Below are 25,018 nucleotides of genomic sequence, written 5' to 3'. Positions count from 1 at the left end.
CCATGTTCCTGCGTCATTGCATCACCTTTACCCTGATCGCCCTGCTGGCCGGCTGCGCCGGATTCGGTAGCCGTGAATCCCTGCAAGGCCACGGCGATCCACAGTTGTGGCGCGCCCATAAAGAGCAACTGAGCAACCTCGACGGCTGGCAGATCAACGGCAAGGTCGGCATTCGCGCCCCCCGTGATTCGGGCAGTGGTACCTTGTTCTGGCTGCAACGCCAGGACTACTACGACATCCGCCTGGCCGGCCCCCTGGGTCGCGGGGCGGCACGCCTGACCGGACGCCCCGGCGGCGTGGTCCTGGAGGTGGCCAACCAGGGCCGCTACGAAGCCCCAAGCCCCGAGGCACTGCTCGAAGAACAGCTGGGCTGGCAACTGCCGGTCTCGCATTTGGTCTGGTGGGTCCGTGGCCTGCCTGCCCCCGACAGCAAGAGCCAACTGACCCTGGATGGCGACAGCCGCCTGGCCAGCCTGACCCAGGACGGCTGGCAGGTGCAGTACCTGAGCTACACCCAACAGAACGGCTACTGGCTACCTGAACGCCTGAAGCTGCACGGCCAGGACCTGGACGTCACCCTGGTGGTCAAGGACTGGCAGCCACGTCAGCTGGGGCATTGATCGATGGCCACGCTCACCCTTCCCGCCCCGGCCAAGCTCAACCTGTGGCTGCATATCATCGGTCGCCGCCCAGACGGTTACCACGAGCTGGAAACCGTGTTCCAGTTTCTCGACCATGCCGATCAGCTGCACTACAGCCTGCGTGACGATGGCCAGATCCACTTGCGCACCGAAATCGCCGGCGTGCCCCACGACAGCAATCTGATCGTGAAAGCTGCACGCCAGCTGCAACAACAATCAGGCTGCGCGCTCGGCGTCGACATCTGGCTGGACAAGATCCTGCCCATGGGCGGCGGCATCGGTGGCGGCAGCTCCAACGCCGCGACCACGCTGCTGGCCCTCAATCATCTGTGGCAACTGGGCTGGGACGAAGACCGCCTGGCCGGCCTGGGCCTGGGGCTTGGCGCCGATGTACCGGTGTTCGTCCGCGGCCACGCCGCCTTCGCCCAAGGTGTGGGTGAGCAACTGACCCCGGTGGACCCCGAAGAGCCCTGGTACGTCGTACTGGTGCCGCAAGTGTCTGTCAGCACAGCGGAAATTTTTTCGCATCCAGAGTTGACACGTGATTCCCTCCCCCTTAAGATGCGCCCCGTTCCCGAGGGAAACAGTCGAAATGACTGCCAACCGGTGGTAGAGCAAGGTTATCCAGAAGTTCGCAATGCGTTGAATCTGCTGGGTAAATACACTGAAGCTCGTCTAACCGGCACTGGAAGTTGTGTGTTTGGGGCCTTCCCAAGCAAAGCCGAAGCTGATAAAGTTCTGGCCCTTCTTTCAGAGACCCAAACAGGGTTTGTGGCAAAGGGAAGCAACATTTCGATGTTGCATCGCAAGCTGCAGAGCCTGCTCTAGAAGTCGAGTATTCGGTACTCGCAGCAACAGATACAGGGGCGTCGCCAAGCGGTAAGGCAGCAGGTTTTGATCCTGCCATGCGTTGGTTCGAATCCAGCCGCCCCTGCCATTTTCCTTATACTCATCCAGGTTACCCTCAGCCTTCAGGTACTGCGCGTGTCCAAGATGATGGTCTTCACGGGGAATGCCAACCCCGATCTGGCTCGGCGTGTCGTACGTCAGCTGCATATTCCACTGGGTGATGTTTCTGTCGGTAAATTCTCCGACGGCGAAATCAGTGCTGAGATCAATGAAAATGTTCGTGGTAAGGACGTTTTCATCATTCAGCCAACCTGTGCCCCTACCAACGACAATCTGATGGAACTGGTAGTGATGGCCGACGCCTTCCGCCGCTCCTCAGCGTCACGAATCACTGCCGTGATTCCTTACTTCGGATACGCCCGCCAGGACCGCCGTCCGCGTTCGGCACGTGTAGCCATCAGCGCCAAAGTCGTCGCTGACATGCTCACTGTCGTGGGTATCGACCGTGTACTCACTGTCGACCTGCACGCTGACCAGATCCAGGGCTTCTTCGATATTCCCGTCGACAACATCTACGGCTCGCCCGTACTGGTCGACGACATCGAAGACCAGCGTTTCGAGAACCTGATGATCGTCTCCCCGGACATCGGTGGTGTCGTGCGCGCACGTGCCGTCGCCAAGTCCCTGGGTGTCGACCTGGGTATCATCGACAAGCGCCGTGAAAAGGCCAATCACTCCGAAGTGATGCACATCATCGGCGACGTCGAAGGACGCACCTGCATCCTGGTAGACGACATGGTCGATACCGCCGGTACCCTGTGCAACGCGGCCAAGGCCCTGAAAGACCACGGCGCGGCCAAGGTCTACGCCTACTGCACGCACCCGGTACTGTCGGGCCGTGCGATCGAGAACATCGAGAAGTCGGTGCTGGACGAGCTGGTGGTGACCAACACCATCCCGCTGTCCGCCGCTGCTCAAGCCTGTGACCGTATCCGCCAGCTGGATATCGCACCGGTTGTCGCTGAAGCGGTTCGCCGCATCAGCAACGAAGAATCGATCAGCGCGATGTTCCGCTAAGCGGAACGCTCGCTGACGAAAAGCGCCCCGCCCCGGCATCTTGTCGGGGCGGGGCTTTTTTGCCAATCCCGATGGCGCTGGTCGCAAACGCCATACGGGAGGCTATTTTGGAGATACAAAATGACCGATTTCATCCTGAACGCCCAAGCGCGTACTGACCTGGGGAAAGGTGCGAGCCGCCGCCTGCGTCATTCCGCCAACATCCCAGCCGTTGTCTACGGTGGTGGCAAAGAAGCCCAATCCCTGACCATCCTGGCCAAGGAAATCACCAAGCTGTTCGATAACGAAGCTGCCTTCAGCCACGTTCTGGAACTGAACGTCGACGGCACCAAGCAGAACGTCGTCGTCAAGGCCCTGCAGCGTCACCCAGCCAAAGGCTTCATCATGCACGCCGACTTCGTTCGCGTCGTTGCTGGCCAGAAGCTGACCGCCAAGGTACCGGTTCACTTCATCAACGAAGAAGCCCCGGTCAAGAAAGGCGGCGAGATCTCCCACGTAGAAGCCGAGATCGAAGTTTCCTGCGAAGCCAAAGACCTGCCTGAGTTCATCGAAGTCGACCTGGCCAAGGCTGAAATCGGCACCATCATCCACCTGTCGGACCTGAAAGCTCCGAAAGGCGTAGAGTTCGTCGCTCTGGCCCACGGTGATGACAAAGCTGTTGCCAACGTCCACGCCCCGCGCGTAGCCGCTGACGCTGCTGAAGGCGCTGCCGAGTAATCCACTCGCACGCCGGCGTTGATCGGGTTACAGTGCCGCGCGCACCGTAACCCACCAACTCCAAGGAAGAGCCCCTGACGTGACCGCCATCCAGTTGATCGTCGGCCTGGGTAACCCCGGCCCCGAATACGAACAGACCCGGCATAACGCAGGGGCTCTTTTCGTTGAACGCCTCGCCAGCGCCCAGCGTGTATCGCTGACCGCTGACCGCAAGTATTTCGGCCTGACGGCTAAGTTCAGCCATCAGGGCCAAGACGTTCGTCTGCTCATTCCCACCACCTACATGAACCGCAGCGGCCAGTCCGTCGCGGCACTGGCCAATTTCTTCCGGATTCCACCGGCGGCCATCCTGGTGGCGCATGACGAACTCGACCTGCCCCCGGGCGTCGCCAAGCTCAAGAAAGGCGGCGGCCATGGTGGGCACAACGGCCTGCGCGACATCATCGCGCAGCTCGGCAACCAGAACGACTTCCATCGCCTGCGGCTCGGCATCGGCCACCCAGGTGACGCCAAACTGGTCTCCAACTTCGTCCTGGGCCGCGCACCGCGCGCCGAGCAGGAGAAGCTCGACGCCAGCATCGATTTTGCCCTCGGCGTGATGCCGGACGTGCTCGCAGGCGATTTCGCCAAGGCGATGCGCGAACTGCACAGCCAGAAGGCCTGATTTCCTAGAGAGGGGAATTCCCATGGGTTTCAATTGCGGCATCGTCGGCCTGCCCAACGTCGGCAAGTCCACCCTGTTCAACGCCCTGACCAAGTCCGGTATCGCGGCGGAGAACTTCCCCTTCTGCACCATCGAGCCGAACAGCGGCATCGTGCCGATGCCCGATGCACGCCTCGACGCCCTGGCCGAGATCGTCAAGCCTGAGCGTGTGATTCCGACCACCATGGAATTCGTCGACATCGCAGGTCTCGTCGCCGGTGCCTCGAAGGGCGAAGGCCTGGGCAACAAGTTCCTCGCCAACATCCGCGAGACCGACGCCATCGCCCATGTGGTGCGCTGCTTCGAAGACGAGAACGTGATCCACGTCTCCAACAGCGTCGACCCCAAGCGTGACATCGAGATCATCGACCTGGAACTGATCTTCGCCGACCTGGACAGCTGCGAGAAGCAACTGCAGAAGGTCGCGCGCAACGCCAAGGGCGGTGACAAGGAAGCCCTGGCCCAGAAAGCCCTGCTGGAAAAGCTCATTGCCCACTTCACCGATGGCAAGCCTGCGCGCAGCCTGATGAAGAACATGAGCGTCGAGGAGAAAGCCGTGATCCGCGGCTTCCACCTGCTGACCAGCAAGCCGGTGATGTACATCGCCAACGTGGCCGAGGACGGCTTCGAGAACAACCCGCACCTGGACGTGGTCAAGGCCATCGCCGAGGAAGAAGGCGCGGTCGTGGTGCCAGTGTGCAACAAGATCGAAGCGGAGATCGCCGAGCTGGAAGAAGGCGAGGAGAAGGACATGTTCCTCGAGGCCCTGGGCCTGGAAGAGCCTGGCCTGAACCGCGTGATCCGCGCCGGCTACGCCCTGCTCAATCTGCAGACCTACTTCACCGCGGGTGTGAAAGAAGTCCGCGCCTGGACCGTGCGTGTCGGTGCCACCGCGCCGCAAGCCGCCGCCGTGATCCACACCGACTTCGAGAAAGGCTTCATCCGCGCCGAAGTCGTGGCCTATGACGACTTCATCCAGTACAAGGGTGAAGGCGGCGCCAAGGAAGCCGGCAAATGGCGTCTGGAAGGCAAGGACTACATCGTCAAGGACGGTGACGTGATGCACTTCCGCTTCAACGTCTAATCGGGAGTCGAGATCGCACGAGCTCCTGATGGACATCAAAACCCCTTGAATACAGCCGATTCAAGGGGTTTTTTATTGCCCATGAGTGTCCGGTTCAGCCCCCCCCTTCGCTTGCCAACGCGTTCATAGGGCGCTCACCCGCAACTGCGTCAGGCTGTTGGCTAGGTGCTATTCGAAATTGGTTTTCCCACTTGGAGATCACCAAGGGCGCCAAGGCGTTGCCCAGCACATTCAACGCGGTGATCGGCATGTCCATGAGCCTGTAGACACCGGCGATGAAAGCGATGCCCTCCACGGGAAGCCCGGCACTGGTCAGCGTGGCGGTGAGGATGACGAACATCGCCCCTGGCACACCCGCCGCGCCTTTGGACGTCAAAACCATGATGAGCACCAGCACCGCCTGGTCAGCGAGGCTCAATGGGATTTCATACAGTTGGGCGATGAAAAGCGTACCAATGCCCACGAAGAGCGATGCGCCATCCAGATTGAACGAGTACCCAGTAGGAATCACCAAGGAAGCAATGGACCTCGGCGCGCCGTAAGCCTCCACCTTCTCGATGAGCTGTGGCATCACGGTAGCCGAAGTGGCGGTACTGAATGCCAAAATCAGTTCATCCTTGATGAACGTGATCAGGTCGAAGATGTTAATGCCAACCGCTTTGGCTATTCCGCCAAGTACGACCAGTCCGAACAGCAGGACAGCGGCGTAAGTGACAAGAATCAATTTACCCAACGGCAACAGCGCAGAAAGTCCGAAGTTAGACACCGTCACGCCAATGAGACCGAAAATGCCGATCGGAGAATAGTGCATGACGATGTGCGTGACTTTGAACATCGCTCCGGAAAAGGCGTTGAACACAGCGATCAGCGGTCGCTTCTTATCCGCATCAAGCGCATTCACACCAAAACCGAACAGGATCGAAAAGAACAAGATGGGTAGCAAGTTACCCTGCGCCATTGCATTCACGATGTTATCCGGAATGACACCAAGAATCACACTTCCGACATCGCCACCCTCCGAAGAAGAGGGCAACGTCAGTGACTGGGCAGCCGAAAGGGTGCTCAAGTTTGCGCCGGTACCTGGCTGGGCCACATTACCTATGATCAAACCACAAACAATGGCGATACCCGTGACGACAAAGAAGTAGAACATGGTTTTGGCCCCCACCCGCCCGATTGCCTTGCTGTCGCCATTACCGGCAACGGCACTGACCATGCAGGCAAAGACCAGTGGCGCCACGATCATTTTCATCATCTTGATGAAAATATCACCGGCTGGCTGCAGGACCTGACTACTCACCCATACTTTGTAATCTGGATAAATATTTAACAGGGCACCCACTATAATGCCCAACACCAGACCCACGATGATTCTTGTGACCAGACTCGCCTTCGCCATACGTCCTCCCATTATTATAATTTGGACTGTCAACTGGCTGGTAAACGCCGCGCACACTCAAGCATCCGGTATTCGCACTCATGCGTTGGTGCTCATGATAAACAGCGTGATCGACAAAGCGTGCTGCTTGGATAAAAGCACGCCTTCAAACAGCAAAGACTTCTTTGAAGTCCTTGAAACCTTTTATCTCGATTGGGTTGCCACTTGGATCGAGGAAGAACATTGTCCGCTGCTCACCCGGCTGACCCGGGAAGCGCACAACGGGGGGAATATCGAACTTCACCCCATGGGCTTGCAGGCGCTCTGCCATCGCCATCCAATCATCCAACTGAAGCACCAGGCCGATGTGCGGCATCAGCACCATGTGCTCGCCGACCTTGCCGGTGCGCGTGGTCGGAAATGGCGTGCCTTCGTGAAGGGAAATTTGATGACCGAATAAGTCGTAATCGATGTACGTCTCGCTGGAGCGGCCTTCTTTACAGCCCAGCACCTCGCCGTAAAACTTACGAGACTCTTCAAGGTTTGTTACATGATAGGAGGCATGGAAAAATGCGGTCACGGAAACGCCCTCTTGTTTGGGTGGGAATTTCGTGCAGCCTACCCTATCCTTTCGCTTGTTCTGGAGCGTGATTTTCCATCTCTGACCGAAAGGAATTGTTTTGGATATTCGATTTCTCGAAAGTCTGGTCGCGGTTATTGAAACAGGTTCCATCGCGGCAGCCGCCCGCCGAGAAAACCTTACTGCACCTGCCATCAGCCAGCGTATTCAAGCGCTTGAGAAATCGCTCTGCTGTGAACTATTGAACCGTGGATCCCACTCAGTTGATCCCTCTGAACAATGCCTGGCACTGTTGCCGAAAATGCGCAACTTAATTCAGTGCGCCACGGAACTCAGGGATGGATTCGACAGCAATGGGCTTGCAGGTGATTTCAAGTTAGACGCTATTTCAACTGCGTTGACAGGCCTGCTTCCAGAATTAATGCACCAATTAACGATAACGGCACCGCACCTGAGGCTTAGAATCACACCTGGCGACTCGCGCGCGCTGTATGAGCAGGTGGTAACAGGTGAACTCGATGCCGGGCTTATGGTCTGCCCCCCGTTTTCCGTACCGAAATCCATCAAGATGCAAACGCTGCGGCATGAACCTTTAATGCTGTTGACAAAGGAACCCATTGAACAGAGCAATATAAATACGACCATTCTCACCCACCCGTTGATTCGATACGATTCAAATGCCTGGGGCGGGCAGATAGCCCTGCAATACTTGCATGACAACGATCTAAGCCCAGATCTACTGTGCAACCTCGATGCGCTTGACGCCATTTACATCATGGTAGAGAAAGGGATGGGCGTATCGCTCGTTCCCGCATGGGCAGGTTTGAAAAGTGGGGAGGTGTTCGCCACGCCCGTCTCAGACTCCGATGACTACATACGCCAACTCGTTTTACTGTATAAATCCATCCCGCGAAGGCCCAAAGCGCTGGATGCCATTAAAGAAATACTCAAGCGCACGGCTTTATGATCCGCTCTCTACGAAGCGGACACCGAGCCTTGCAGCTCCCTGGCCTCCCACTTCGTGACCTCCCCGTTTCAAAGGGTTTGTCGCATCTGGCCTTCAGCCTCTCGCTCGAACGCCGCCACCAAAAAGTCGATCAGCTTGCGCACCGCAGGCATCACCCCGCGTCGTGACGGGAACAGCGCAACGATCTCGCCCTTGCGTGGGGTCCAGTCTTCCAAGGCAGGCACCAGGCGCCCGGCTGCCAGGTCGGCGCGCACCAGTTCCTCGGGGAGCAACACCACACCGGCACCTGCCAACGCACCCTGGCGCAGCACCGCGACATCGTCCGACACCAGGCGGGGCCGGTAGCGAATCGACGCCACGGCGCCGTCCGGCCCGTCCAGGTCCCAGGTGTACTCCTGTACATTGGCGCCCCAGCCCAGGCTCGGCAGTTCGAACAGGTCCGAGGGGCGCAGCGGTTGCTCATGTCCGATCAGCAGCCTGGGGGCGACTACCAGGCATTGACGACTATCGGCCAACTTGCGCATCACCAGCTCGCTGCTCTCCAGTGGCCGATGGCGCACGCTCAGGACCAGGTCGAAGCCCTCGCCAATGACATCGACACGCCGGTTGTAGCTTTTGACCAGCAACTCCACCACTGGGCATTCGGCCATGAAGCGCGCCAGCATCGGCGCCAGGCGCGAGTCCAGCAGCGAGGTGCTGCAGGCCAGGCGGATAATACCGCTGGGCACCGCACGGCTGCGCTCGATCGCGTCTTCGGCGGCATACGCCCGGTCCATCATCGATACACAGTGATGGTAGTACTCCAGGCCCACCTCGGTGACGGCGAACTGGCGGGTGGAGCGCTGGATAAGGCGCACGCCCAGGCGCTCTTCCAGCAGGGCCACACGACGGCTAAGGCGCGACTTGGGCAAGCCGAGGACACGGCCGGCGGGGGCGAAGCCACCGTGCTCCACCACCTTGGTGTACAGGTACAAATCATTCAGATCGAACATGCGACAGACTCACCCAACTCAATCCACGATGGTGACCGTCGCCGTGGTCCCAGCGCGCAGCGGCGGTGCGTCGGCGCTGCGCTCCAGACGCAGGCGCACCGGGATCCGCTGGGCAAGCTTGACCCAGGTATAGCTCGGATTGACGTTGGCCAGCAGGCGGTTGCCCGGCTGGTTCTCGCGATCGGTGATGGCGTAGGCGATGCTTTCCACCGTGCCCTCCAGCACCTCGCCGCTCATCAAGGCGATGCGCGCATGGCTGCCCACCTTGATCTTCGGCAGCTTGGTTTCTTCGAAATAGCCACTGACGTGGAACGAGCTGCTGTCGACCAGCGCCAACAGCGGCGTGCCGGATTGGGCGAAATCCCCCTGGCGGGTCAACAGGTTGGTTACATAGCCGCTGACCGGCGCGGTGACCCGTGTGCGCTCCAGGTCCAGGCGGGCCTGCTTCAATGTGGCCTCGGCGAGCTGCACGTTGGCCTGGGCCAACCCCAGGTTGGACTGCTCGCGTAGAAGATCGGCCTGGGCCACGGCCACGTCCGTGCCGGACTTCTCCCACTCTTCCGCGGAAATCGCCGACAAGGACTGAAGCCTACGCCGGCGTTGCTCTTCGCTGCGCCGTTGCTTGAGCAGGGCTTCGTTGGCGACGATCGATGCCTTGGACTGCCCCAGTGCGGCGCGAGCGACCTCGACCGCGCGCTCGGCATGCAGTACCGCAAGCTCATAACGGGCGGGGTCGATCTGCAGCAGCAGCTCGCCTTGCTTGACGAACTGGTTGTCATGGATCGGCAGTTCGATGATGCGACCGGCCACCTCGGCCGACAGGGTCACCACGTCCGCCCTCACCCGGGCGTCGCGGGTCCAGGGCGCACGGGTGTAGTAGTCCCAGGCAAACCAGCCCAGCACCAGGGCAAGGGCCAGCACGGCCAAGGTCAGTGCCTTGGAAAATACAGGTTGCAAGGCAGGCATTGTTAGACACTCACTCCCATCGATAACACCAGGGCCGCGCAGATCGCGGCATACAGAGCACCCTGGAACAAGGCGGGATGCCACACCAACGCCAGCACCCCAACTCGACGCAGCAAGGCGTCGGCAAGCAGAAACAACGGCAAGCCCAGCAACAACGCCTGGGCGATCGGCGGCAGGTAGACACCGCCGAACTCGAAATCAATGGGCATAGGCGCCCTCCTCTTCAGGCTGCGTGGTCGGCGCCAGTACCTGGCGGTAGCGCTGGAGCAACTGGCCGGCGATCGCCAAGGCGACCCGCAGGATGAACAACTGACGCAGCGCCTCCCGGCCCGCCTCGAAATGCGCCTGATGCAAGGCGTCCAGGGTTTCGCCAAGCGCTTCGAGCTCGTGCAGCAGTGCGTCCAGGTCCACCTGACGACGCGCACCGATGAAGTCCGCCATCTCTTGCAACCCTAGGCGCAATCGCGCCTTTACGCCTTCCGGCAAGGTCTCGCTGGTGACGCACTGGGCCTGTGCCTTGGCCAGGACGATAGCCAATGCCGGGCACACCAGATTGCACTCGAACAGCTCCCGCGAACGCGCATCGCTGGTGGCCGGCAGCAGGCCGATCATGGCCGAGAGCCGGTCGAGCATGCGGCTCTCGAAATCGAACTGGCGCACCAGGCTGGAGGGGGCAGTCACGTGTTGGTACACATCTTCCCGGCTCAGGCGAAACAGGCGGGCCATGCGCCTTTGCGGGTTGAACGGGAAGACCAGGGCAAACACCACCATCGCCAGCAGCCCCCCGGCCAGGTAGGCCCCGGCGAACTCGAACCATTGGATGGCGCTGTTGTGGTAAGCCCCGACGTTCTGCGGGCCGATCATCAGCAGGCCCACCAGGCCGATGCCCATGCCGATCCCGGCGGTCATGGGGTTGGCCAGACCGACGGCGGCCAGATAGAGCAAGGGTGTCAGGCACAGGGCGAGCATTTCGAAATCGGTGAAGATCGGCAGCAGGCCGAACTGATAGACCGCTGAGAGTACCAGCGCCACCAGCAATCCGCGGTTGTAGTTCTGACTGGCCAGCAGCGGTCGAGGCAAAGTGGCCATCAGCGAGCACATGACGCCGATCAGGATCACTCCAGAGCGGGCGCCGTCCCAAGCGGTCTCGATCCACAGCCACCCTGCCAGGAACAACGCCAGGAAGGCCCGCGCGGCGTTCATGCCGGCCAGGCGAAAATCCAGGTGCAGGGCACTGACCCGCCCTTGGGCATGGGGGCAGCTGGCAGCCCTGCCCTGCTGGATCGCCTCGTTCAGCTCGATCAGCTCGTTCAGTTGTTGCAACAGACGCGCCTGCTCCCAACGCAGGGCCCACGCCAGTGAACGCAGACGCGGTGGCAATGGTTCGCTGAGAAATTCCGCACGGTCGGCGGCCTGCTCGAAGCGCTGGTTCAGGCGGTGTATGGCCTGGCGACGCTGCGCCGATAAGGCCACACCCTCATTGGCCAGGGCATCGAGGCTGTCCAGCTCATCGTTGCGCAACAGTTGGATGTCGACCGGCAGCGGCCCTTGCCAGTGCTGCTTGATCAGCTCACGTTGCTGTCGCAACACCAGTAGGCGCGACACCAGCAGCACCAGCTGGTTGGCCAGCAGTTGCACCAGGCCATCGGCGTTGCGCAGGTGCGGGGCATCGAAATAAAGATGTCGGCGCAGGCCTTCCAGCGCGCTGACCTGGGCGATCAGCTGGGCTTGGCGCTGGTTGAAAGCGGCTTCGTCTTCCTCGGTCCTGATGACCTCGGCGGCATGCCGAGCGATCAGCTTGACCAGGCTGTCGACCTGGGCGAAGTAACCTTGAGCGACCGCCTGCGGACGCGCTGTCAGCAGGCTGACCACGGCTACACAGGCCACTGCCAGCAGGGTTTCGGTCAGGCGCGTGATGGCCAGCAGCAGGATGCCGTCCGGTTCGGGCACCGCCAGCATCGCCACCACCACGGCAGTGAAACCACTGAGGACGAAGGCATGGGCGTCGGTATAGCGCAGCAGCGTGCCCCCTGCCGTGCAGAACGCCAGCCACAAGGCCAGGCAAACGATGAAGGGCATCGGTGCCTGGGGGAACAGCGCCATCAGCACCACCGCCACCGCCGCGCCCGCCGCCGTGCCGATCACCTGCGCGAAGCTGCGCTTGAGGGTCATGCCGGCCAAGGGCAGGCTGATGATGATCACGGTCATCAGCGCCCACTTGGGCTGTTCCAGATCGAAGATGAACGCCAGATACAGACACAGCAGGCCTGCGACGATGGTGCGTAAGGTGAAGAGCAACACCCCACGCCCGGGATTGAGGGCCAGTTTGAAATAGCCGATCAGTGGACCCATCCGGTACCTCTGGATACGGACGGGGAACCCTGCCCCAGGCGCATGAGCCCCTAAGGCAAAGCTCCCACGCCGGATTACTTCGTCAGCGTGCTGAAGCTGGTCATCAAGTTACGGTAGTCCGGGATGTGGTTGGAGAACAGTGTGCCCAGGCCTTCGATGTCGTTGCGCCAGTCGCGGTGCAGCTCACAGGCCACGCCGAACCAGGTCATCAACTGCGCACCGGCCGCCTCCATGCGGCGCCAGGCAGAATCACGGGTCAGTTCGTTGAAGGTCCCGGAGGCATCGGTGACCACGAACACATCGAAGCCCTCTTCCAGGGCCGACAGCGCCGGGAAGGCCACGCACACCTCGGTCACCACACCGGCGATGATCAGTTGCTTCTTACCGGTGGCCTTCACCGCCTTGACGAAGTCTTCGTTGTCCCAGGCGTTGATGTTGCCGGGGCGGGCGATATAGGGCGCATCTGGGAACTGCGCCTTGAGCTCAGGCACCAGCGGGCCATTGGGGCCGTTTTCGAAGCTTGTGGTGAGGATGGTCGGCAGCTTGAAGTACTTGGCCAAGTCCGAGAGGGCCAGCACGTTGTTCTTGAAGCGGTCCGGTTCGATATCACGCACCAGGGAGAGCAGACCCGTCTGGTGATCGACCAGCAAGACAGCGGCGTCGTTCTTGTCCAGACGCTTGTATTGGAAAGCCATGGTAATGCTCCTTTCTTCGGTGGGATTTTTAGACGTACGCAATCCAGTTGCCGCCTGCCCGCAATTCATGTGCGGGACTATCAGCGTAGGCAACACCGGCCATGCCAAGCGACCGTCAGTCGGCTCGATTCGGCGGTCGGCGCCCCTTCTGAAAAAACAATAGACACAACGTTAGTCCGACGAGTGGACAGTCGCTAGATACTCAAATCAGACCTCAGCGTTCCATTGGGTGAACACTGTGGCCCTGCCTTGCGAGCTGGCCGTTTCACATCTTTACTCGTTCTAGGTATGCACATGCCCCTTGAAGGAGCGTCAGCACCGCGATGAAAGAACAGCTCGCCCTACTGGCCAGGCAGTGCATTTCGCCGTCGGTCCGCTTCGAAATCAGGGCCACGTCCGCCAGGCTCAAGGACCTGGCCAGCCGCGCCTGCCTGTGGCGCTGGGAGCGCAGCCGCTTCAAGCCCGACCAACAGAGCAGCCACGAGGTGGTTTACTTGGGCCGCAAAGCCCACCGCGACCTGGCCAAGTTACTGATGGGGGCGACCACGCCGGCCAGCGCGACCAGCGATGCCGTGGTACTGGCCAGCGAAGTGCCGGTGCCCGGAGCCCTGCAGGTGCCGCATTTTTTGAGCGCCGTGGTGCCATTGGGGCGCTCTCTGGACAGCATCGTCGCCACCTACAACAGTGAGTTGCGGCGCAGCCTGCGCAAGCACCGGCCGCGCTATCACATGCGCCCGGCAGTCACCGACGAAGAGATCGCCCATGCCGACACGACGATGCTGCAACCCTACGCCAAGGCTCGCCATGGGGCGTCCGCCTCGCAGATTGCCACTGCCGAGGTTTTCAGGCTCGCCAAGTCCGCAGGCCGGCTGGACCTGATCCTGCGCGACGATGAAGTGGTGGCCTGCCACCTGGGCTGCGTCATCACCCGTGCCGGTAAGCGCTACTGGAGCACCATTCGCTTCGGCTACCCCGAGTCGGTTTTCGCCGATGCCAAGCAGCTGCGCGAGGTCAACTCGATTACCACCTTCATGGCGTTGGAGTGGGCGCTGGAAAACGGCTTCGACTACTACGACATTGGCTGCTGCCTGGCCCGCCCCGACGATGGGCTGCTGGAATGGAAAAGACGCCGCGGCGGCGACGTCGATACCTTAGGCAACCATGCCCACTTCTTTGTCAGGCTCCCCCGCACCGGCTCGGAATGGTTCCTCTGGAGTACGCCGCTGTTCGCGGTGGAGGATGGCCGGCTGACCTTGCACCTGGGTGTGCCCGAAGGGCCGAGCGATGAAGAGATCGCCAGCCGCTACCGGGAAATGGGCTTTGGCGGGTTGTCCAAGGTGTACTTGCATTGCTCCCAGGTACCAAGCCCGTCCTTGATCGAGACCTTGCGCAGCCGCTACGCGCACCTGAACCCGATGCCGATAATCCAGACACGTCTGACGCGCTAGTACGCCTGCTTGCCGGTGAACGCCGAAAGCGTGCGCACGAGAATGATGAAATCCAGCCACACCGACCAGTTGTTGATGTATTCGATGTCCGAGTCGACCCGCTGGATCATCTGTCCCAGATCCTTGGTCTCTCCCCGGTAACCGCGCACCTGCGCCAACCCTGTCATGCCGGGCTTGATGTTGTTGCGCGCGAAATAGTCGGCGATGTCCCTGGAATACTGAGTGTCGTGCTGGATGGCGTGCGGACGTGGCCCCACCAGGGACATCTCGCCCATCAATACATTGAACAGCTGCGGTAACTCGTCGAGGCTGGTGCGGCGAATGAACGCCCCGACCCGGGTCATGCGCGGGTCGTTCTTCTGCGCCTGTTGGAGCACCCCGGTTTCGGGCTGGTGCACGAACATGCTTCTGAATTTCCAGATGCGGAAGGTCTCGCCGCTCCAGCCCATGCGCTCCTGGCGGAAGAACACTGGCCCCGGGCTGTCGAGCTTGATGGCCACAGCGATGATGAGCAGGACCGGTGCGGCACACAGCACAATCAATGCGGCCAGCAGTTTGTCTTCGAGGTTCTTGAGGAACAGGCTGGTGCCGGTGAGTGGCGTTTCGGAAAGCGTGAGCACAGGGATACCGGCAATTTCGCGCACGCTATGGTTGATCAGCCGCAGCGAGAAGATGTCGGGAATCCAGTTGACCGAAACGCACTTGTCCAGCAGCCGCAGGTACACATCGCGGATCAGTTGCGAGCCTTCCAGCGGCGTGACCAGGTAGACGGTCTTGATGCCATGACGTACCACGATGTCATCCAGCTGGGAAATATCGCCCAGGATCACCGGGCCACCCTCTCCCTCCTGCGCCCCTACTTGCAGCTCCGTCTCACCGATGTGCACGCAGCCGACGATCTTCTCGCCCAGCCAGGGGTTGTTGCTGATCTTCTTATGCAGGAAGGTCGCCAGTTCACCGGAGCCGATGATCAAGGCGTTCTCCTGGCTGTAGGGCAGCGTCAGGAATTTCACCTGGATTTCACGTACCAGAAAATGCAGCAGCAACTGGATGAAATAGCCGATGACGAACAGCTCGCCCACCAGCAGGCGCGAATACTGCTCGCTCTGTTTGGTGAGAAAAGCCATGGCCACGAGAAAGCAGAACGTCACCGTCCAGGCCTTGAACAGCTTGAACGCCTTGATCGACAGGCCCACGTTGCTGCGGTAGATGGCGTAGTGGTCATAGACCACCGCCAGGGCGCCGATCAGCAACAGCAGCATGATGACGTAGTCGGGGGTGATGTAACCGACGTGCAGGTAGATCAGGTACCAGGCGACTCCGGTCACCGCGATGCCGTCAAGCCCGGCCTGGATGGCGTTGCTGATGCTGCGTCTGCGCTGGAGTAGGGAACGGTTACTTCTGGGTTCGAAAACCATTGCTCGTCCTCACTGATGCCGAGAAACCACACGCTTTCCTACCAAGCCAAGAACAACCGCATTCATCCTGAAAAGACAAAGACCCGACGCGCACTCAGCGAGTGCCGCCTGGTCAATGACGTAGGAGATCGTCCCCGTGACTATCGATCACCTGAATCACACGCTAATGCGCGGACTGCTCCCCAGGGCGATAGTGCGACCCGTTTGCCGAGGGTCCTCGGCACATGGGTGCGTTTGATATCACTGTAGCAGTACTTTGGAACCGCGCCGGGGATTTACCCTTTTGGGCCGTTGCAGAGGCGCGTCGCCCCCTTCGCAGGTTTACCCGCGAAGCAGACACCACTCCCTGTCAGTGACCACGCGCTCGCGCATAGCTCAACGTGCGCCAGAGGAACAATGGATTGCCGAGCACATACCGGCTGAACAGCCGCCTGGGCTCACGCAGCAGTCGGAACAACCACTCGCAGCCCAGGCGCCGCATCCACCGAGGCGCACGCGTCACCTTGTCGCCGAGAAAATCCAGGATCGCCCCGCCGCACACCACCACGCAGGGCGCGCCGCTTTGCGCCAGCCGGGCAGCGACCGCCTCCTGCTTGGGCATGCCCATGCCCAGTACGATCAGCTCCGGCCGCTGCCGGTGCGCCAGGGCCAGGTAGGTATCGATCTGATCGAAACCATGGTGAACAGACGTCACCTGAACCCCGAAGCGGGCTTCGCTGCTGCGCGCTGCGTTTTCCAGATAAGGCGCTTCGGTGCCCCAGAACGCCACACGCCGCCCGCTGAAGGCCATCAGCAACTTGGGAATGAAGTCGGTGCCGTTCATGTTCAAGCCAGGCGCCAACCCCAGCCGGCGCAACAGGATCGCCATGCCCGAACCGTCGCGCAACAGCACGTCCGCCGAAGCCAGCGCCTGGAGGTAAGCGCGGTCGCGGGTCACCAAGTTCATGGCATGGGCGTTGACGAAACCCAGCACCCGCCGCGCCCCAGGTGTGGATAACTGGGCCAGCAAGCGCTGCTCATCCTCTGCGTCTTCGACCACCCGCAGCTTGTCGACGATGGTGCTCCAGTGGCCTTGCCAGATCGACATAGGCATCAGTTGCCATCCCGTTTGGAGCGCACCCAGTCCACCTGGCGTTTGACCAGGAACCCCAGGTAGATAGGGATTTTCTTCGCCGCGTAGAGCGGCGCGTAGAGCAGCACTGAAAATGCGATCAGCCCTCGGCAGAACCGGTACCAGGCCAGCAGGACGGCGATGCCCAGCAATACCACTGCGCAGCTCGCCAGCCACGGCGCGGTGCTGACATCCAGCAGCAACCAGGCCAACCACGAAAGGCAGAAAACCCCGGCCAAGGCCAACACCAGCAAGGCCAGCGGTGGCACCATCAGGTCCAGCGCCAGGGCCAACAACGCACCATTGCGACGGGCGAGGCTTTCGATCAACAACCGTGGCGCATCCTTGAGCAAGACGCCCAGGTGCCCGTGCTCCCAACGTCGGCGTTGCGCCCCCAGCCCTTCGTTGCTGACGGGAAACCAGCTGGTGACCCTGGCATCGGGACAGAACAACGGCGCCTTGCCGATGCGGCACAGGTCCAGGCCCATCTTCAGGTCCTCGACCAAATGGCCACTGGCAAGCTCCAGCGAGGCCAGGTCACGCCAGGTGAACGCCATGCCAGCGCCCATCAACTGACAAGGCAGGCCCAGCCGCGCCCAGCCGCGTGGACGCACCAGGTTCTTCACGCGCCAGGCGAACTCGGCCACGCGGGTCTTGAGTCCTGCGCCCTCAGGCGCCTGCATCAGGTACAACGCCTGAACCGGACGCCCGCTGTCGATGCAGCAGGTAGCAAGGCGCGTGAGCGCGCCCTCGCCCAGCTGGCAATCGGCATCGACCACGACGATCACCGGCGGTGGGTCGAAACCCAGGTAGCGCACTCCAAAGTCCAGCGCATAACCCTTGCCCCGCGCCTGTGCATCGAAGCGCTCGACCACCTCGGCACCTGCTGCCCGCGCAAGCGCTGCGGTGTCATCGGTGCAGTTGTCCGCCACCACCAGCAGTCGATCACCCTCGCACAGCTGCGCACGGATGCTGTCCAGCGTGGCGATGATGATCGAGGCCTCATCATGGGCCGGCACCAGCACCGCCAAACGCGGACGCGGCACGCGGGCCGCAGGCGGCAGCCGTGCCGGCAGGCAGGCCATCAGCACCTCGATGAACAACACCAGCGTCGGCAACAGCACGAGCAACGCCAGCGCGCCCAGTATAGCCGCCGCGAGCCCTGTCATGCCGGAGCCCTGAACAGTGCGGCCAGCTTACCGGCCTCGGTGTCGATGTCATGGCGCTCAAGCACCCGCGCATACGCCGCCTCCCCCATACGCTGAAGCACCTCCACCGGTTGCGCCAGGCAGTCGGCCATGGCCTGCGCCAGTTCCTCCACGGCCCCGGCGCTGAACAACCAGCCGTTCTCACCCTGGCGGACCAGCTCGGGGATGCCCGCCACATAGGTCGTTAAGACAGGTCGGCGCAGGGCCATGGCCTCCATGATCACCACCGGCAGACCCTCAGCGAAACTCGGCAGCACCAGGGCGCGCGCCGCCAGGATCTCGGCACGCACCTGCGCGCTGCTGATCCAGCCGGTGATGCGCACCTGGGCCTGCAGGCCGTGCCGGGCGATCAGCGCCTCGATATCCGCCCGCATCTCGCCATCGCCCGCCAGCACCAATTCGCAGGCCACACCGCGCTCGGCCAGGCGCCGCGCCGCCTCGAGCAACAGCAGTTGCCCTTTCTGTTCGCACAGCCGCCCCACGCACACCAGCCGTGGTACCGCCGGAGCCGGTACTGCCGGCACGTCGTGGAACATCCGCTCCAGGCCGCAATGCACCACCTTCACCTTGGCCCAATGCCCATGGGCGACCCAACGGAACAACTGACTGCGCCCGTAGGAGCTGATCGCCGCGACGAACGCGGCGCGCCGGACCTTCTCGCCCAAGTGGAGAAACTGGGGTTTGTCGAACTCTTCCGGCCCGTGCACGGTAAAGCTGTACGCCGGCCCGCCAAGGGCATTGGCCAGCATCACCACTTCGGTGGAGTTGGTGCCAAAGTGCGCATGCACATGCTCGCTGCCAAATGCCCGCAATCGCTGCAGCACCCAGCAGGCTTCAGCCAGGTAGACCACGTGGTAAGGCAATGGCCGGTCGGCGCGCCAGCCCAGGCGCAAGGCCAGCCAGAATGCGGTAAAAAACCGTCGCGGGTCGGCCCGCAGCACCTGTAGCAAGGGCTTGATCAGCCCTCTGAGGCCACCTTGCAGGACGTACTGGGTCTGATCCCGCTCGGCCATGTCGTCGGCATCCAGCAATTGCGCATCCCAACCCCGCAAGGCCATGCGCTGGATGATGAAGCCCTGACGCTCCAGCGCCAGGATTTCACGGCGTATGAAGCTATGGCTGACCTTCGGGTACTGATTGACGAAATACGTAATGCGCATAGGGACCCGACTGAATGCGTGTTCGATTGATTATGGGTGCACTCCTGACTCAGGGTAGCCTGCCTCCTTCACGCTCACCGATTGTTTACCTTGCAAACGCAACGTGGCGTCCACCTGGGCGAATACATCGTCCAGCAGGTCATGACGGCGGCGGTACATCGCGCGCTTCTTGGGCGCGACGTCGTCCAGGCTGCGCCGGGCCTCGTCGATCGGCATGACGTAGAAGTCCTGGCGCTGCGAAGGCAGCGCACCGTGCTCTTGCCAGATGACATCGTAGTTGGTCGGCAACTCCTGGGCCTTTTGCGCACCGAAGTAGGCATGGCGATGATGCCGGTAGCTATCTCCCACGGCGTAGAGCCGCGTGACGCCCAGGCGCGTGGCCAGGTGGCGGAGCACCTCGATCAACAGGCTGCGCGGGCGCAGCCCTTCGAAATCCTTGGTCAGCGTCCGATAGATCGACAGTGACGTTTCGCTGTCGATGCCTTTGTGAATGCCCTGCACTGCGCCGATGAACACGCACAGCTCGCCGTCCTCCAGGCCCAGGCTGAAGGCCAGCGACGCGACCCGCAGATCATGTTGGAACAGGTTCAGCACCAACTCCCCTTCGCGCATGAACCAGAACGCCCGATCAAGCACCAAAGAGCATGCCGGTGAATAGCGCGACAGGTCATCGAGCAGCAGCCGCTCTTCGCGCCCCAGCAGCAGCAGGCTCGGGCACCGGCTGCTGACCACTTCGTAGTGCGAGGCCAGCGCATCGAAGCGCATCGACGCCGGCCAGTCCTTGCTGATGTACGGCCACTGGACCAGGCCGATGCAATCGATGCCCAGCCGCTCCCGGCCACTGTCGCCCAAGGCAAGCGACAGACGCCGCTGGAACGCATTGAGGCCGGACCATTCCCGCGCCATGTGCCGTACCAGACGGAGCTTGTTGTGCAGCGCCCGCAGCGAGTAACCGGGGTGCAAGGTGAACACGCTTTTGACCAGTGACCGATATGTCATGGACATCTCACTTGTATTCGATCAACACGGATTTGCCGACACCGAACCTTTTCAGCAAGAACTTCACCTGCCCACACATTTCGGGAAACTTGCCCAACACTAGAAACCCCGCCTGCAACCCGTTCTGCTGCAACGACCCGCGCCCCCGGCGCATCAGCCGAAGCACCTGCAGCGGGTAGACGAGCAACAGCAACAGCCCGCCCCAACCGAACAACGTGCAGGCCAGCAGGGTCGCCAAGGGAATCCCCAGCCCCCACACCCAGGCTCGGCGCGACTCACGCAGCCAATGGCGCTCGGGTGCCGCGCCATGCAGGAACGCGCCTTCGGCAAAGGCATAGCCGCCGCGCAGGCTGCGCCGCCACCATTGGCTGAAGCGGGTCATGGCCGCGTCGTGCAGGGTCATTTCGGCGTCCAGACGCCAGACCTTCCAGCCCTGGGCGCGCAGGCGCACGCACAACTCCGGCTCCTCGCCGGCGATCAAGTCAGCGCGGTAGCCATTCACTTGGACGAAGGCATCGGCGCGCATGAGCGCATCGCCGCCACAGGCCTTGGCCTGGCCGACCGGGGTGTCCCACTCCAGGTCGCACAATTGGTTGTAGATCGAACGTGTGGGGTATCGCTCGCGGCGCCGACCACAGACCACGGCGACCTCAGGGTGCTGGTCGAGAAAGGCCTGCGCCGCGGGCAGCCAGCCGGCGACCACTTCGCAATCGCCATCGACGAACTGCACGTAACGCACCGAAGGCATCAAGCGATGCAAACAGGCAAAGCCTTCGTTGCGCGCACGCGCGGCAGTGAAGGGCTGCGTCATGTCCAGGGCCAGCACCTCGATACCCCGCGCCTGCGCCATCTGCACAGACCCGTCGGTGGAGCCTGAGTCGACATACACCACCTGATCCGCCGCACCGGCCAGCGACGCCAGGCAGCGCTCCAGCCGCGAGCCCTCGTTGCGCCCGATCACCACCACACCGATGCCGGTCATCATGGATTCATCCGCCACTGCGTCGGGGCTTGATGACCGCGGGCACACCGACAGCCAGCGAATCGTCGGGCACATCGGTCAACACCACCGCGTTGGCCCCGATGATCACGTTGTTGCCGATGCGGATATTGCCCAGCACCTTGGCCCCGGTGCCGATATCGACGTTGTTGCCGAATACCGGCGCGATGGGCTCCTGCACGTTCTTCAAGCCCACCACCACGCCATTGCGAATGCGGCAGTCATCGCCGAAGCGGGCATAGCCGCTGACCACGATGCCGCCAAAATGATCGATGACGAAGTTGCGCCCCAGCTCCACCTCGCAGGGCAGTTCGATGCCGGTGAGGATCTGCACCAGCTTGAACAGCACCTTGTAGATGAACGACAGCAGCTTGCGCAGCAACGCCGGACGCACCCCGTAGCGCCAGCGCCCGAAACGGTAGACCAGCATCACCCAGAAGCCCTGTGCCGCCCAGTCGCCTCCATGGGCCCGCAGGTCCGCGCGAACGTTCTCGAACATACGGCCCCCTAGCGTGTCGGCTGGCTTGCAAAGCGCGTGTCGAAGAGCAACGCCCAGGTCGCCCGGGCATGCTTCCAGCTGGCTTTCACGGCCCCCCAGCCACGTCGTTTGAGCAATGCCTTGAGCGCCAGCAAGGTGTCCCCGAGGCTCACCAGCAGCATGTGCAGCACAAGCCCTGGCACGCCATGGTGCTTGCGAAAATACAGCAGCTCGCTTTCGATCTGCATCACCGAGATCTGCCGGCTGGCCGCTTCGAGCTCGGTGACTGACTTGGAGCTTTCGCCGCCAATGTGCACCACCGTGGTGTAGGGGTAATACACGACTTTCCAGCCAGCCTGCTTGACCCGTTTGCAATGGTCCACTTCCTCGTAATAGAGGAAGTAGCGCGGGTCGAACAAACCTACCTGCTCGATGACCTCGCGTCGGACCAGGTAGAAACAGCCTGGCAACCAGTCGCATTCACGCACCGAGTCGTGGTCCCAGTTCATCTCGTCGATGGTCTGCAGCCCAGGGAAGAAGCGCTCCAGCCCCGTGCGCGCGGCAAACATGTTCAGCGGCGTCGGAAAGTACCGGCAGCTGGGCTGAAGGTCTCCCTCGCGCCCCACCAGACGCACCCCGAGCACGCCGCACTGCGGATGCGCTTCCATGTATTCGACCGTTCGCACCAGGGTGTCGTGCGCGACGAAGGCGTCGGTATTGAGCAGCAAAGCGTATTTGCCCTGCAGGTGCTCGACCAGTTGGTTGTTGGCGCGGCCGAAACCGACGTTCTTCGGATTGGCCACCAGCAGCGCCTCGGGGCAGACCGCCGCCAGGCGCTCCAGGGAGTCATCGACCGAGGCGTTGTCGACCACCAAGTAGCTCGCCAGATCCGCGCCCTCGCCACGGCGCAGGGCATCGAACATCGGTTGCAGCAGCCCTGCGGTGTTGTAATTGACGATCAGCACATCGACGAGCTTTTCAGTCATGTCTCCTGCCTCCCGGTGCCGTAAAAGTACTCGGCGCGCATGGCAGCCAGTTTCGGCTCCAGCTGTGGATCGAAGACATCTGCCCGATTCTTGATCAGGTCGATCCACGGGTAGGCCTCGCAGCGCGCCTCGACCCGCTTGACCAGGTCTTCGAGCGTGCACAGGACCTTGGCCGGGTTGCCACCAACGACCGTGCCCGGCGGCACGTCCTTGGTCACCACCGCCCCTGCGGCCACGATGGAGTTCGGCCCGATGGTCACCCGCGGCATGACAATCGCCCCATGGGCGACCCAGCTGTTGTCACGGACATCGATGAAACCCACCGAGTCGAGCTTCTTGCCGTAGATGACCTCGATCAGCTCCACCACACCGTCGTGCCCGATCAGCGTGCAATCCGACAGACCGCAATTGTTGCCCAGGCGCACCAGGGAAGGGTCGGTGATATTGCACCCCGGGTTTATCTGGACGTTGGTCCCGGTGGAGTGAAACCGCCCCCAGCGCGACAGGTACGCGCCCCACTGGATAGCGTTGGGGCGGCACAGGCGCCTGTACAGTCCGGCCCCACGTCCGGTGGACATGGCGTAATGCGCCACGATTTTTCTCAGCCATCCCATCATGCTGTTGCCCTCGCAAACCTATCGATGTCGAACCGAACCCAGGCCGCACGTTCCTCGCACGGTACCTGCCCCATCAGCGCAGCTGCCAGACATCCACAGGTTGCAGGCGCGCTGTCACACCCTTCAGGCGAACTCTCCCGCCTGAGACTTCATCTTTGCGTCCAGATGGTCCGCCAGCCGCAAGGTGAACTGCAGAAGCGGCATCGTCGGATTGCTCGCCCCGCCCTTGGCGAAAATGCTGCTGCCAGCGATATACAGATTGTCTGTGCCGAACACCTTGCAGTCCGGGTCGACCACCCCGGCATCGGGCGAGGCCGCCATGCGCGTGGTGCCCATGTGGTGCGCGTGGGGCGACATTTTCAGGGGCAGGGACGTGTCGTGGACGAAGTCGTTCAACTTGACGAAGGCCAGCCCGCTTTCGGCGAAACGCTTTGCCAGCTCGACGCCGATGCACTTGATGGTCTGACGGTCATCGCCGCTCAGTACCCAGTTCATGTTCACTTTGGCCACGCCCAGCGCGTCCTTTTCTTGCAATGTCGAAAGGCGGCTCTGCAGGTTGGGGAACTGTTCGATCATGGTGCTCAGCACGCCATCGCCGGGGCAGTTGAACTTGGCGATGAAATCGATCTTGTGGGCGATTCCCATATCGCAGCTGAGGGTCTCGAGGAAGTCCTTGACCTGGGCGGTCCGGCCATAGTTCGTCACCTCGTCCAGCACCGTCGCGGAGACGTTGCCTTTGCCCGCGTGATACTCGGCCACGAACGCATCGGTGGTGAAGTACTGGCGAGGCTTGTCCACTTTTCCGCTATTGAGGATGAACGTGCCCAGGTCGACATTCAGGTGCTCCATGAAACAGCGCCCGACAAAACCATCGGGCTTGACCACGCCCGCGGCAGCCAGTGACTCGCTATTGAGCAGTTGCCGGGCATTTTCCACAGCGCCCATGGCCAGTACGAACTGCCGGGCGATCACCCGCTCCCGGTGCAGATCGTAATCGGACACCACTACAGCCTTGACCCTATCGGCAGCGTGATCGAATTCCAGGTCGACGCAATTGCAGTGGATGAACACATCCAGCCCTGGCGTCTGCTCCAGCGCCTTGGCGTACTTCTGGGCAAACCGAGTGGGCGGGCTGAGCAAGAACTCGTCAGGTACGAAGTCATCACCGAGCCGACTGACATTGATCGCCTGGAAGTGCGCGCCTTCCGGCAGGTCGACGATGGCCATGGCGGCCGGCAGGTACCGCTCGATCTCGGCATAGGCGATGGGCCAGCCAGGAATGCCGCCCGGCGGCGGGACAGAAAAGTCCGAGGCTTCGAATGGCCGGCAGCGCCCGGCCCAATGGTTGGAGGTGCCGCCCAGAAAGCGCAGGCGCGTATTGTGGATATACGCCTCCAGACCGGAGGAGGTGCATTGATAAAGATCCTGGGATTGCTGGGAATACTCGTGTCCGCCGCCTTCGAGCAACACCACGCGCCAGCCTGCTTCGGCCAGGCGCAAGGCCAGGGTGATGCCCGCAGGTCCCCCGCCGATGATGCAGAAGTCGTAGTCATCACGCAGTGCTTTGTGCGTCTGATAATCCTTGATCATGC

Annotated in this window: 25 protein-coding genes and 1 tRNA gene; 9 read left to right on the top strand and 17 right to left on the bottom strand. The window is 61.7% G+C overall.

The window, feature by feature from the left end; genetic code table 11:
• The first annotated feature begins 2 nt into the window (after positions 1-2).
• The 7 genes from lolB (at position 3) to ychF (ending at position 5,071) form a co-directional block, all read left to right on the top strand.
• A complete protein-coding gene (gene lolB / locus R6G97_RS16575; protein ID WP_043214919.1) occupies positions 3-620 on the top strand; it encodes a lipoprotein insertase outer membrane protein LolB in 618 nt (205 codons plus the stop codon).
• A gap of 3 nt (positions 621-623) precedes the next feature.
• A complete protein-coding gene (gene ispE, locus R6G97_RS16570) occupies positions 624-1,469 on the top strand; it encodes a 4-(cytidine 5'-diphospho)-2-C-methyl-D-erythritol kinase (protein WP_043214917.1) in 846 nt (281 codons plus the stop codon).
• A gap of 34 nt (positions 1,470-1,503) precedes the next feature.
• Positions 1,504-1,578 (top strand) — tRNA-Gln (locus R6G97_RS16565).
• Positions 1,579-1,625: 47 nt separating this feature from the next.
• Positions 1,626-2,567 carry a ribose-phosphate pyrophosphokinase gene (locus R6G97_RS16560; protein WP_043214915.1) on the top strand — a complete coding sequence of 314 codons (942 nt, stop codon included), beginning with the start codon at positions 1,626-1,628 and terminating at the stop codon, positions 2,565-2,567.
• Between the two features lie 120 nt (positions 2,568-2,687).
• A complete protein-coding gene (locus R6G97_RS16555) occupies positions 2,688-3,284 on the top strand; it encodes a 50S ribosomal protein L25/general stress protein Ctc (RefSeq protein WP_043214913.1) in 597 nt (198 codons plus the stop codon).
• A 79-nt stretch (positions 3,285-3,363) separates the two neighbouring features.
• Positions 3,364-3,948: an aminoacyl-tRNA hydrolase gene (gene pth, locus R6G97_RS16550; protein ID WP_043214910.1), complete on the top strand. Its 585-nt coding sequence runs from the start codon at positions 3,364-3,366 to the stop codon at positions 3,946-3,948.
• A gap of 22 nt (positions 3,949-3,970) precedes the next feature.
• Positions 3,971-5,071, top strand: a complete 1,101-nt coding sequence (gene ychF / locus R6G97_RS16545) for a redox-regulated ATPase YchF (protein ID WP_043214908.1) — start codon at positions 3,971-3,973, stop codon at positions 5,069-5,071.
• A gap of 94 nt (positions 5,072-5,165) precedes the next feature.
• Here ychF and R6G97_RS16540 read toward each other — a convergent pair whose 3' ends face one another.
• Entirely contained in the window at positions 5,166-6,470 is a 1,305-nt protein-coding gene (locus tag R6G97_RS16540) for a cation:dicarboxylate symporter family transporter (protein WP_043214906.1), read from the bottom strand.
• 145 nt (positions 6,471-6,615) lie between these two features.
• Entirely contained in the window at positions 6,616-7,029 is a 414-nt protein-coding gene (locus R6G97_RS16535) for a VOC family protein (RefSeq protein ID WP_043214904.1), read from the bottom strand.
• A 100-nt stretch (positions 7,030-7,129) separates the two neighbouring features.
• Between R6G97_RS16535 and R6G97_RS16530 the strand changes: the two genes are divergently transcribed.
• The gene (locus tag R6G97_RS16530; RefSeq protein WP_317847242.1) at positions 7,130-7,996 is read left to right on the top strand and encodes a LysR family transcriptional regulator; all 867 of its coding nucleotides are present in this window, start codon (positions 7,130-7,132) and stop codon (positions 7,994-7,996) included.
• Between the two features lie 68 nt (positions 7,997-8,064).
• On the opposite strand, the gene R6G97_RS16525 is transcribed toward R6G97_RS16530, so the two are convergent.
• The 5 genes from R6G97_RS16525 to ycaC form a co-directional block, all read right to left on the bottom strand.
• Positions 8,065-8,988 carry a LysR substrate-binding domain-containing protein gene (locus R6G97_RS16525; RefSeq protein WP_197853191.1) on the bottom strand — a complete coding sequence of 308 codons (924 nt, stop codon included), beginning with the start codon at positions 8,986-8,988 and terminating at the stop codon, positions 8,065-8,067.
• Positions 8,989-9,006: 18 nt separating this feature from the next.
• Positions 9,007-9,954 carry an HlyD family efflux transporter periplasmic adaptor subunit gene (locus R6G97_RS16520; protein WP_439245812.1) on the bottom strand — a complete coding sequence of 316 codons (948 nt, stop codon included), beginning with the start codon at positions 9,952-9,954 and terminating at the stop codon, positions 9,007-9,009.
• Positions 9,955-9,956: 2 nt separating this feature from the next.
• The gene (locus tag R6G97_RS16515; RefSeq protein WP_043214896.1) at positions 9,957-10,163 is read right to left on the bottom strand and encodes a DUF1656 domain-containing protein; all 207 of its coding nucleotides are present in this window, start codon (positions 10,161-10,163) and stop codon (positions 9,957-9,959) included.
• A complete protein-coding gene (locus tag R6G97_RS16510; protein WP_317847241.1) occupies positions 10,153-12,306 on the bottom strand; it encodes an FUSC family protein in 2,154 nt (717 codons plus the stop codon). The genes R6G97_RS16515 and R6G97_RS16510 overlap by 11 nt, the downstream gene beginning before the upstream one ends.
• Before the next feature lie 74 nt (positions 12,307-12,380).
• On the bottom strand, positions 12,381-13,001 hold the full coding sequence (gene ycaC / locus R6G97_RS16505) for an isochorismate family cysteine hydrolase YcaC (RefSeq protein WP_043214892.1): 621 nt from the start codon (positions 12,999-13,001) through the stop codon (positions 12,381-12,383).
• A 323-nt stretch (positions 13,002-13,324) separates the two neighbouring features.
• Here ycaC and R6G97_RS16500 point away from each other — a divergent pair, with 323 nt between their 5' ends.
• Complete coding sequence (locus R6G97_RS16500) at positions 13,325-14,449, top strand: hypothetical protein (RefSeq protein ID WP_317847240.1); 1,125 nt, start codon at positions 13,325-13,327, stop codon at positions 14,447-14,449.
• Here R6G97_RS16500 and R6G97_RS16495 read toward each other — a convergent pair.
• From R6G97_RS16495 to R6G97_RS16450, 10 genes are all read right to left on the bottom strand, one after another.
• On the bottom strand, positions 14,446-15,867 hold the full coding sequence (locus R6G97_RS16495) for an undecaprenyl-phosphate glucose phosphotransferase (protein WP_043214886.1): 1,422 nt from the start codon (positions 15,865-15,867) through the stop codon (positions 14,446-14,448). The genes R6G97_RS16500 and R6G97_RS16495 overlap by 4 nt on opposite strands.
• A 349-nt stretch (positions 15,868-16,216) precedes the next feature.
• The gene (locus tag R6G97_RS16490) at positions 16,217-16,954 is read right to left on the bottom strand and encodes a WecB/TagA/CpsF family glycosyltransferase (RefSeq protein ID WP_253131262.1); all 738 of its coding nucleotides are present in this window, start codon (positions 16,952-16,954) and stop codon (positions 16,217-16,219) included.
• Positions 16,955-16,959: 5 nt separating this feature from the next.
• Positions 16,960-18,147: a glycosyltransferase family 2 protein gene (locus R6G97_RS16485; protein WP_090345197.1), complete on the bottom strand. Its 1,188-nt coding sequence runs from the start codon at positions 18,145-18,147 to the stop codon at positions 16,960-16,962.
• The gene (locus R6G97_RS16480) at positions 18,144-19,346 is read right to left on the bottom strand and encodes a glycosyltransferase family 4 protein (protein ID WP_090345195.1); all 1,203 of its coding nucleotides are present in this window, start codon (positions 19,344-19,346) and stop codon (positions 18,144-18,146) included. Before R6G97_RS16480 ends, R6G97_RS16485 begins: the two co-directional genes overlap by 4 nt.
• A 30-nt stretch (positions 19,347-19,376) precedes the next feature.
• Positions 19,377-20,345 (bottom strand): DUF535 family protein, encoded by a 969-nt coding sequence (locus tag R6G97_RS16475; RefSeq protein ID WP_090345323.1) that lies wholly within the window; start codon positions 20,343-20,345, stop codon positions 19,377-19,379.
• A gap of 7 nt (positions 20,346-20,352) precedes the next feature.
• Positions 20,353-21,330: a glycosyltransferase family 2 protein gene (locus tag R6G97_RS16470; protein ID WP_043208532.1), complete on the bottom strand. Its 978-nt coding sequence runs from the start codon at positions 21,328-21,330 to the stop codon at positions 20,353-20,355.
• A gap of 4 nt (positions 21,331-21,334) precedes the next feature.
• Positions 21,335-21,844: a serine O-acetyltransferase gene (locus R6G97_RS16465; RefSeq protein ID WP_043208531.1), complete on the bottom strand. Its 510-nt coding sequence runs from the start codon at positions 21,842-21,844 to the stop codon at positions 21,335-21,337.
• Between the two features lie 8 nt (positions 21,845-21,852).
• On the bottom strand, positions 21,853-22,809 hold the full coding sequence (locus R6G97_RS16460; protein ID WP_043208530.1) for a glycosyltransferase family 2 protein: 957 nt from the start codon (positions 22,807-22,809) through the stop codon (positions 21,853-21,855).
• Complete coding sequence (locus tag R6G97_RS16455) at positions 22,806-23,426, bottom strand: acyltransferase (protein WP_043208529.1); 621 nt, start codon at positions 23,424-23,426, stop codon at positions 22,806-22,808. The genes R6G97_RS16460 and R6G97_RS16455 overlap by 4 nt, the downstream gene beginning before the upstream one ends.
• 123 nt (positions 23,427-23,549) lie before the next feature.
• On the bottom strand, positions 23,550-25,016 hold the full coding sequence (locus R6G97_RS16450) for a GMC family oxidoreductase (protein ID WP_317847239.1): 1,467 nt from the start codon (positions 25,014-25,016) through the stop codon (positions 23,550-23,552).
• Between the last annotated feature and the right edge of the window lie 2 nt (positions 25,017-25,018).

The sequence above is a fragment of the Pseudomonas sp. HTZ2 genome, from assembly GCF_033173945.1.
In the GTDB taxonomy this organism is placed as follows: domain Bacteria; phylum Pseudomonadota; class Gammaproteobacteria; order Pseudomonadales; family Pseudomonadaceae; genus Aquipseudomonas; species Aquipseudomonas guariconensis.
This window is presented reverse-complemented; position numbering and strand designations above follow the sequence as displayed.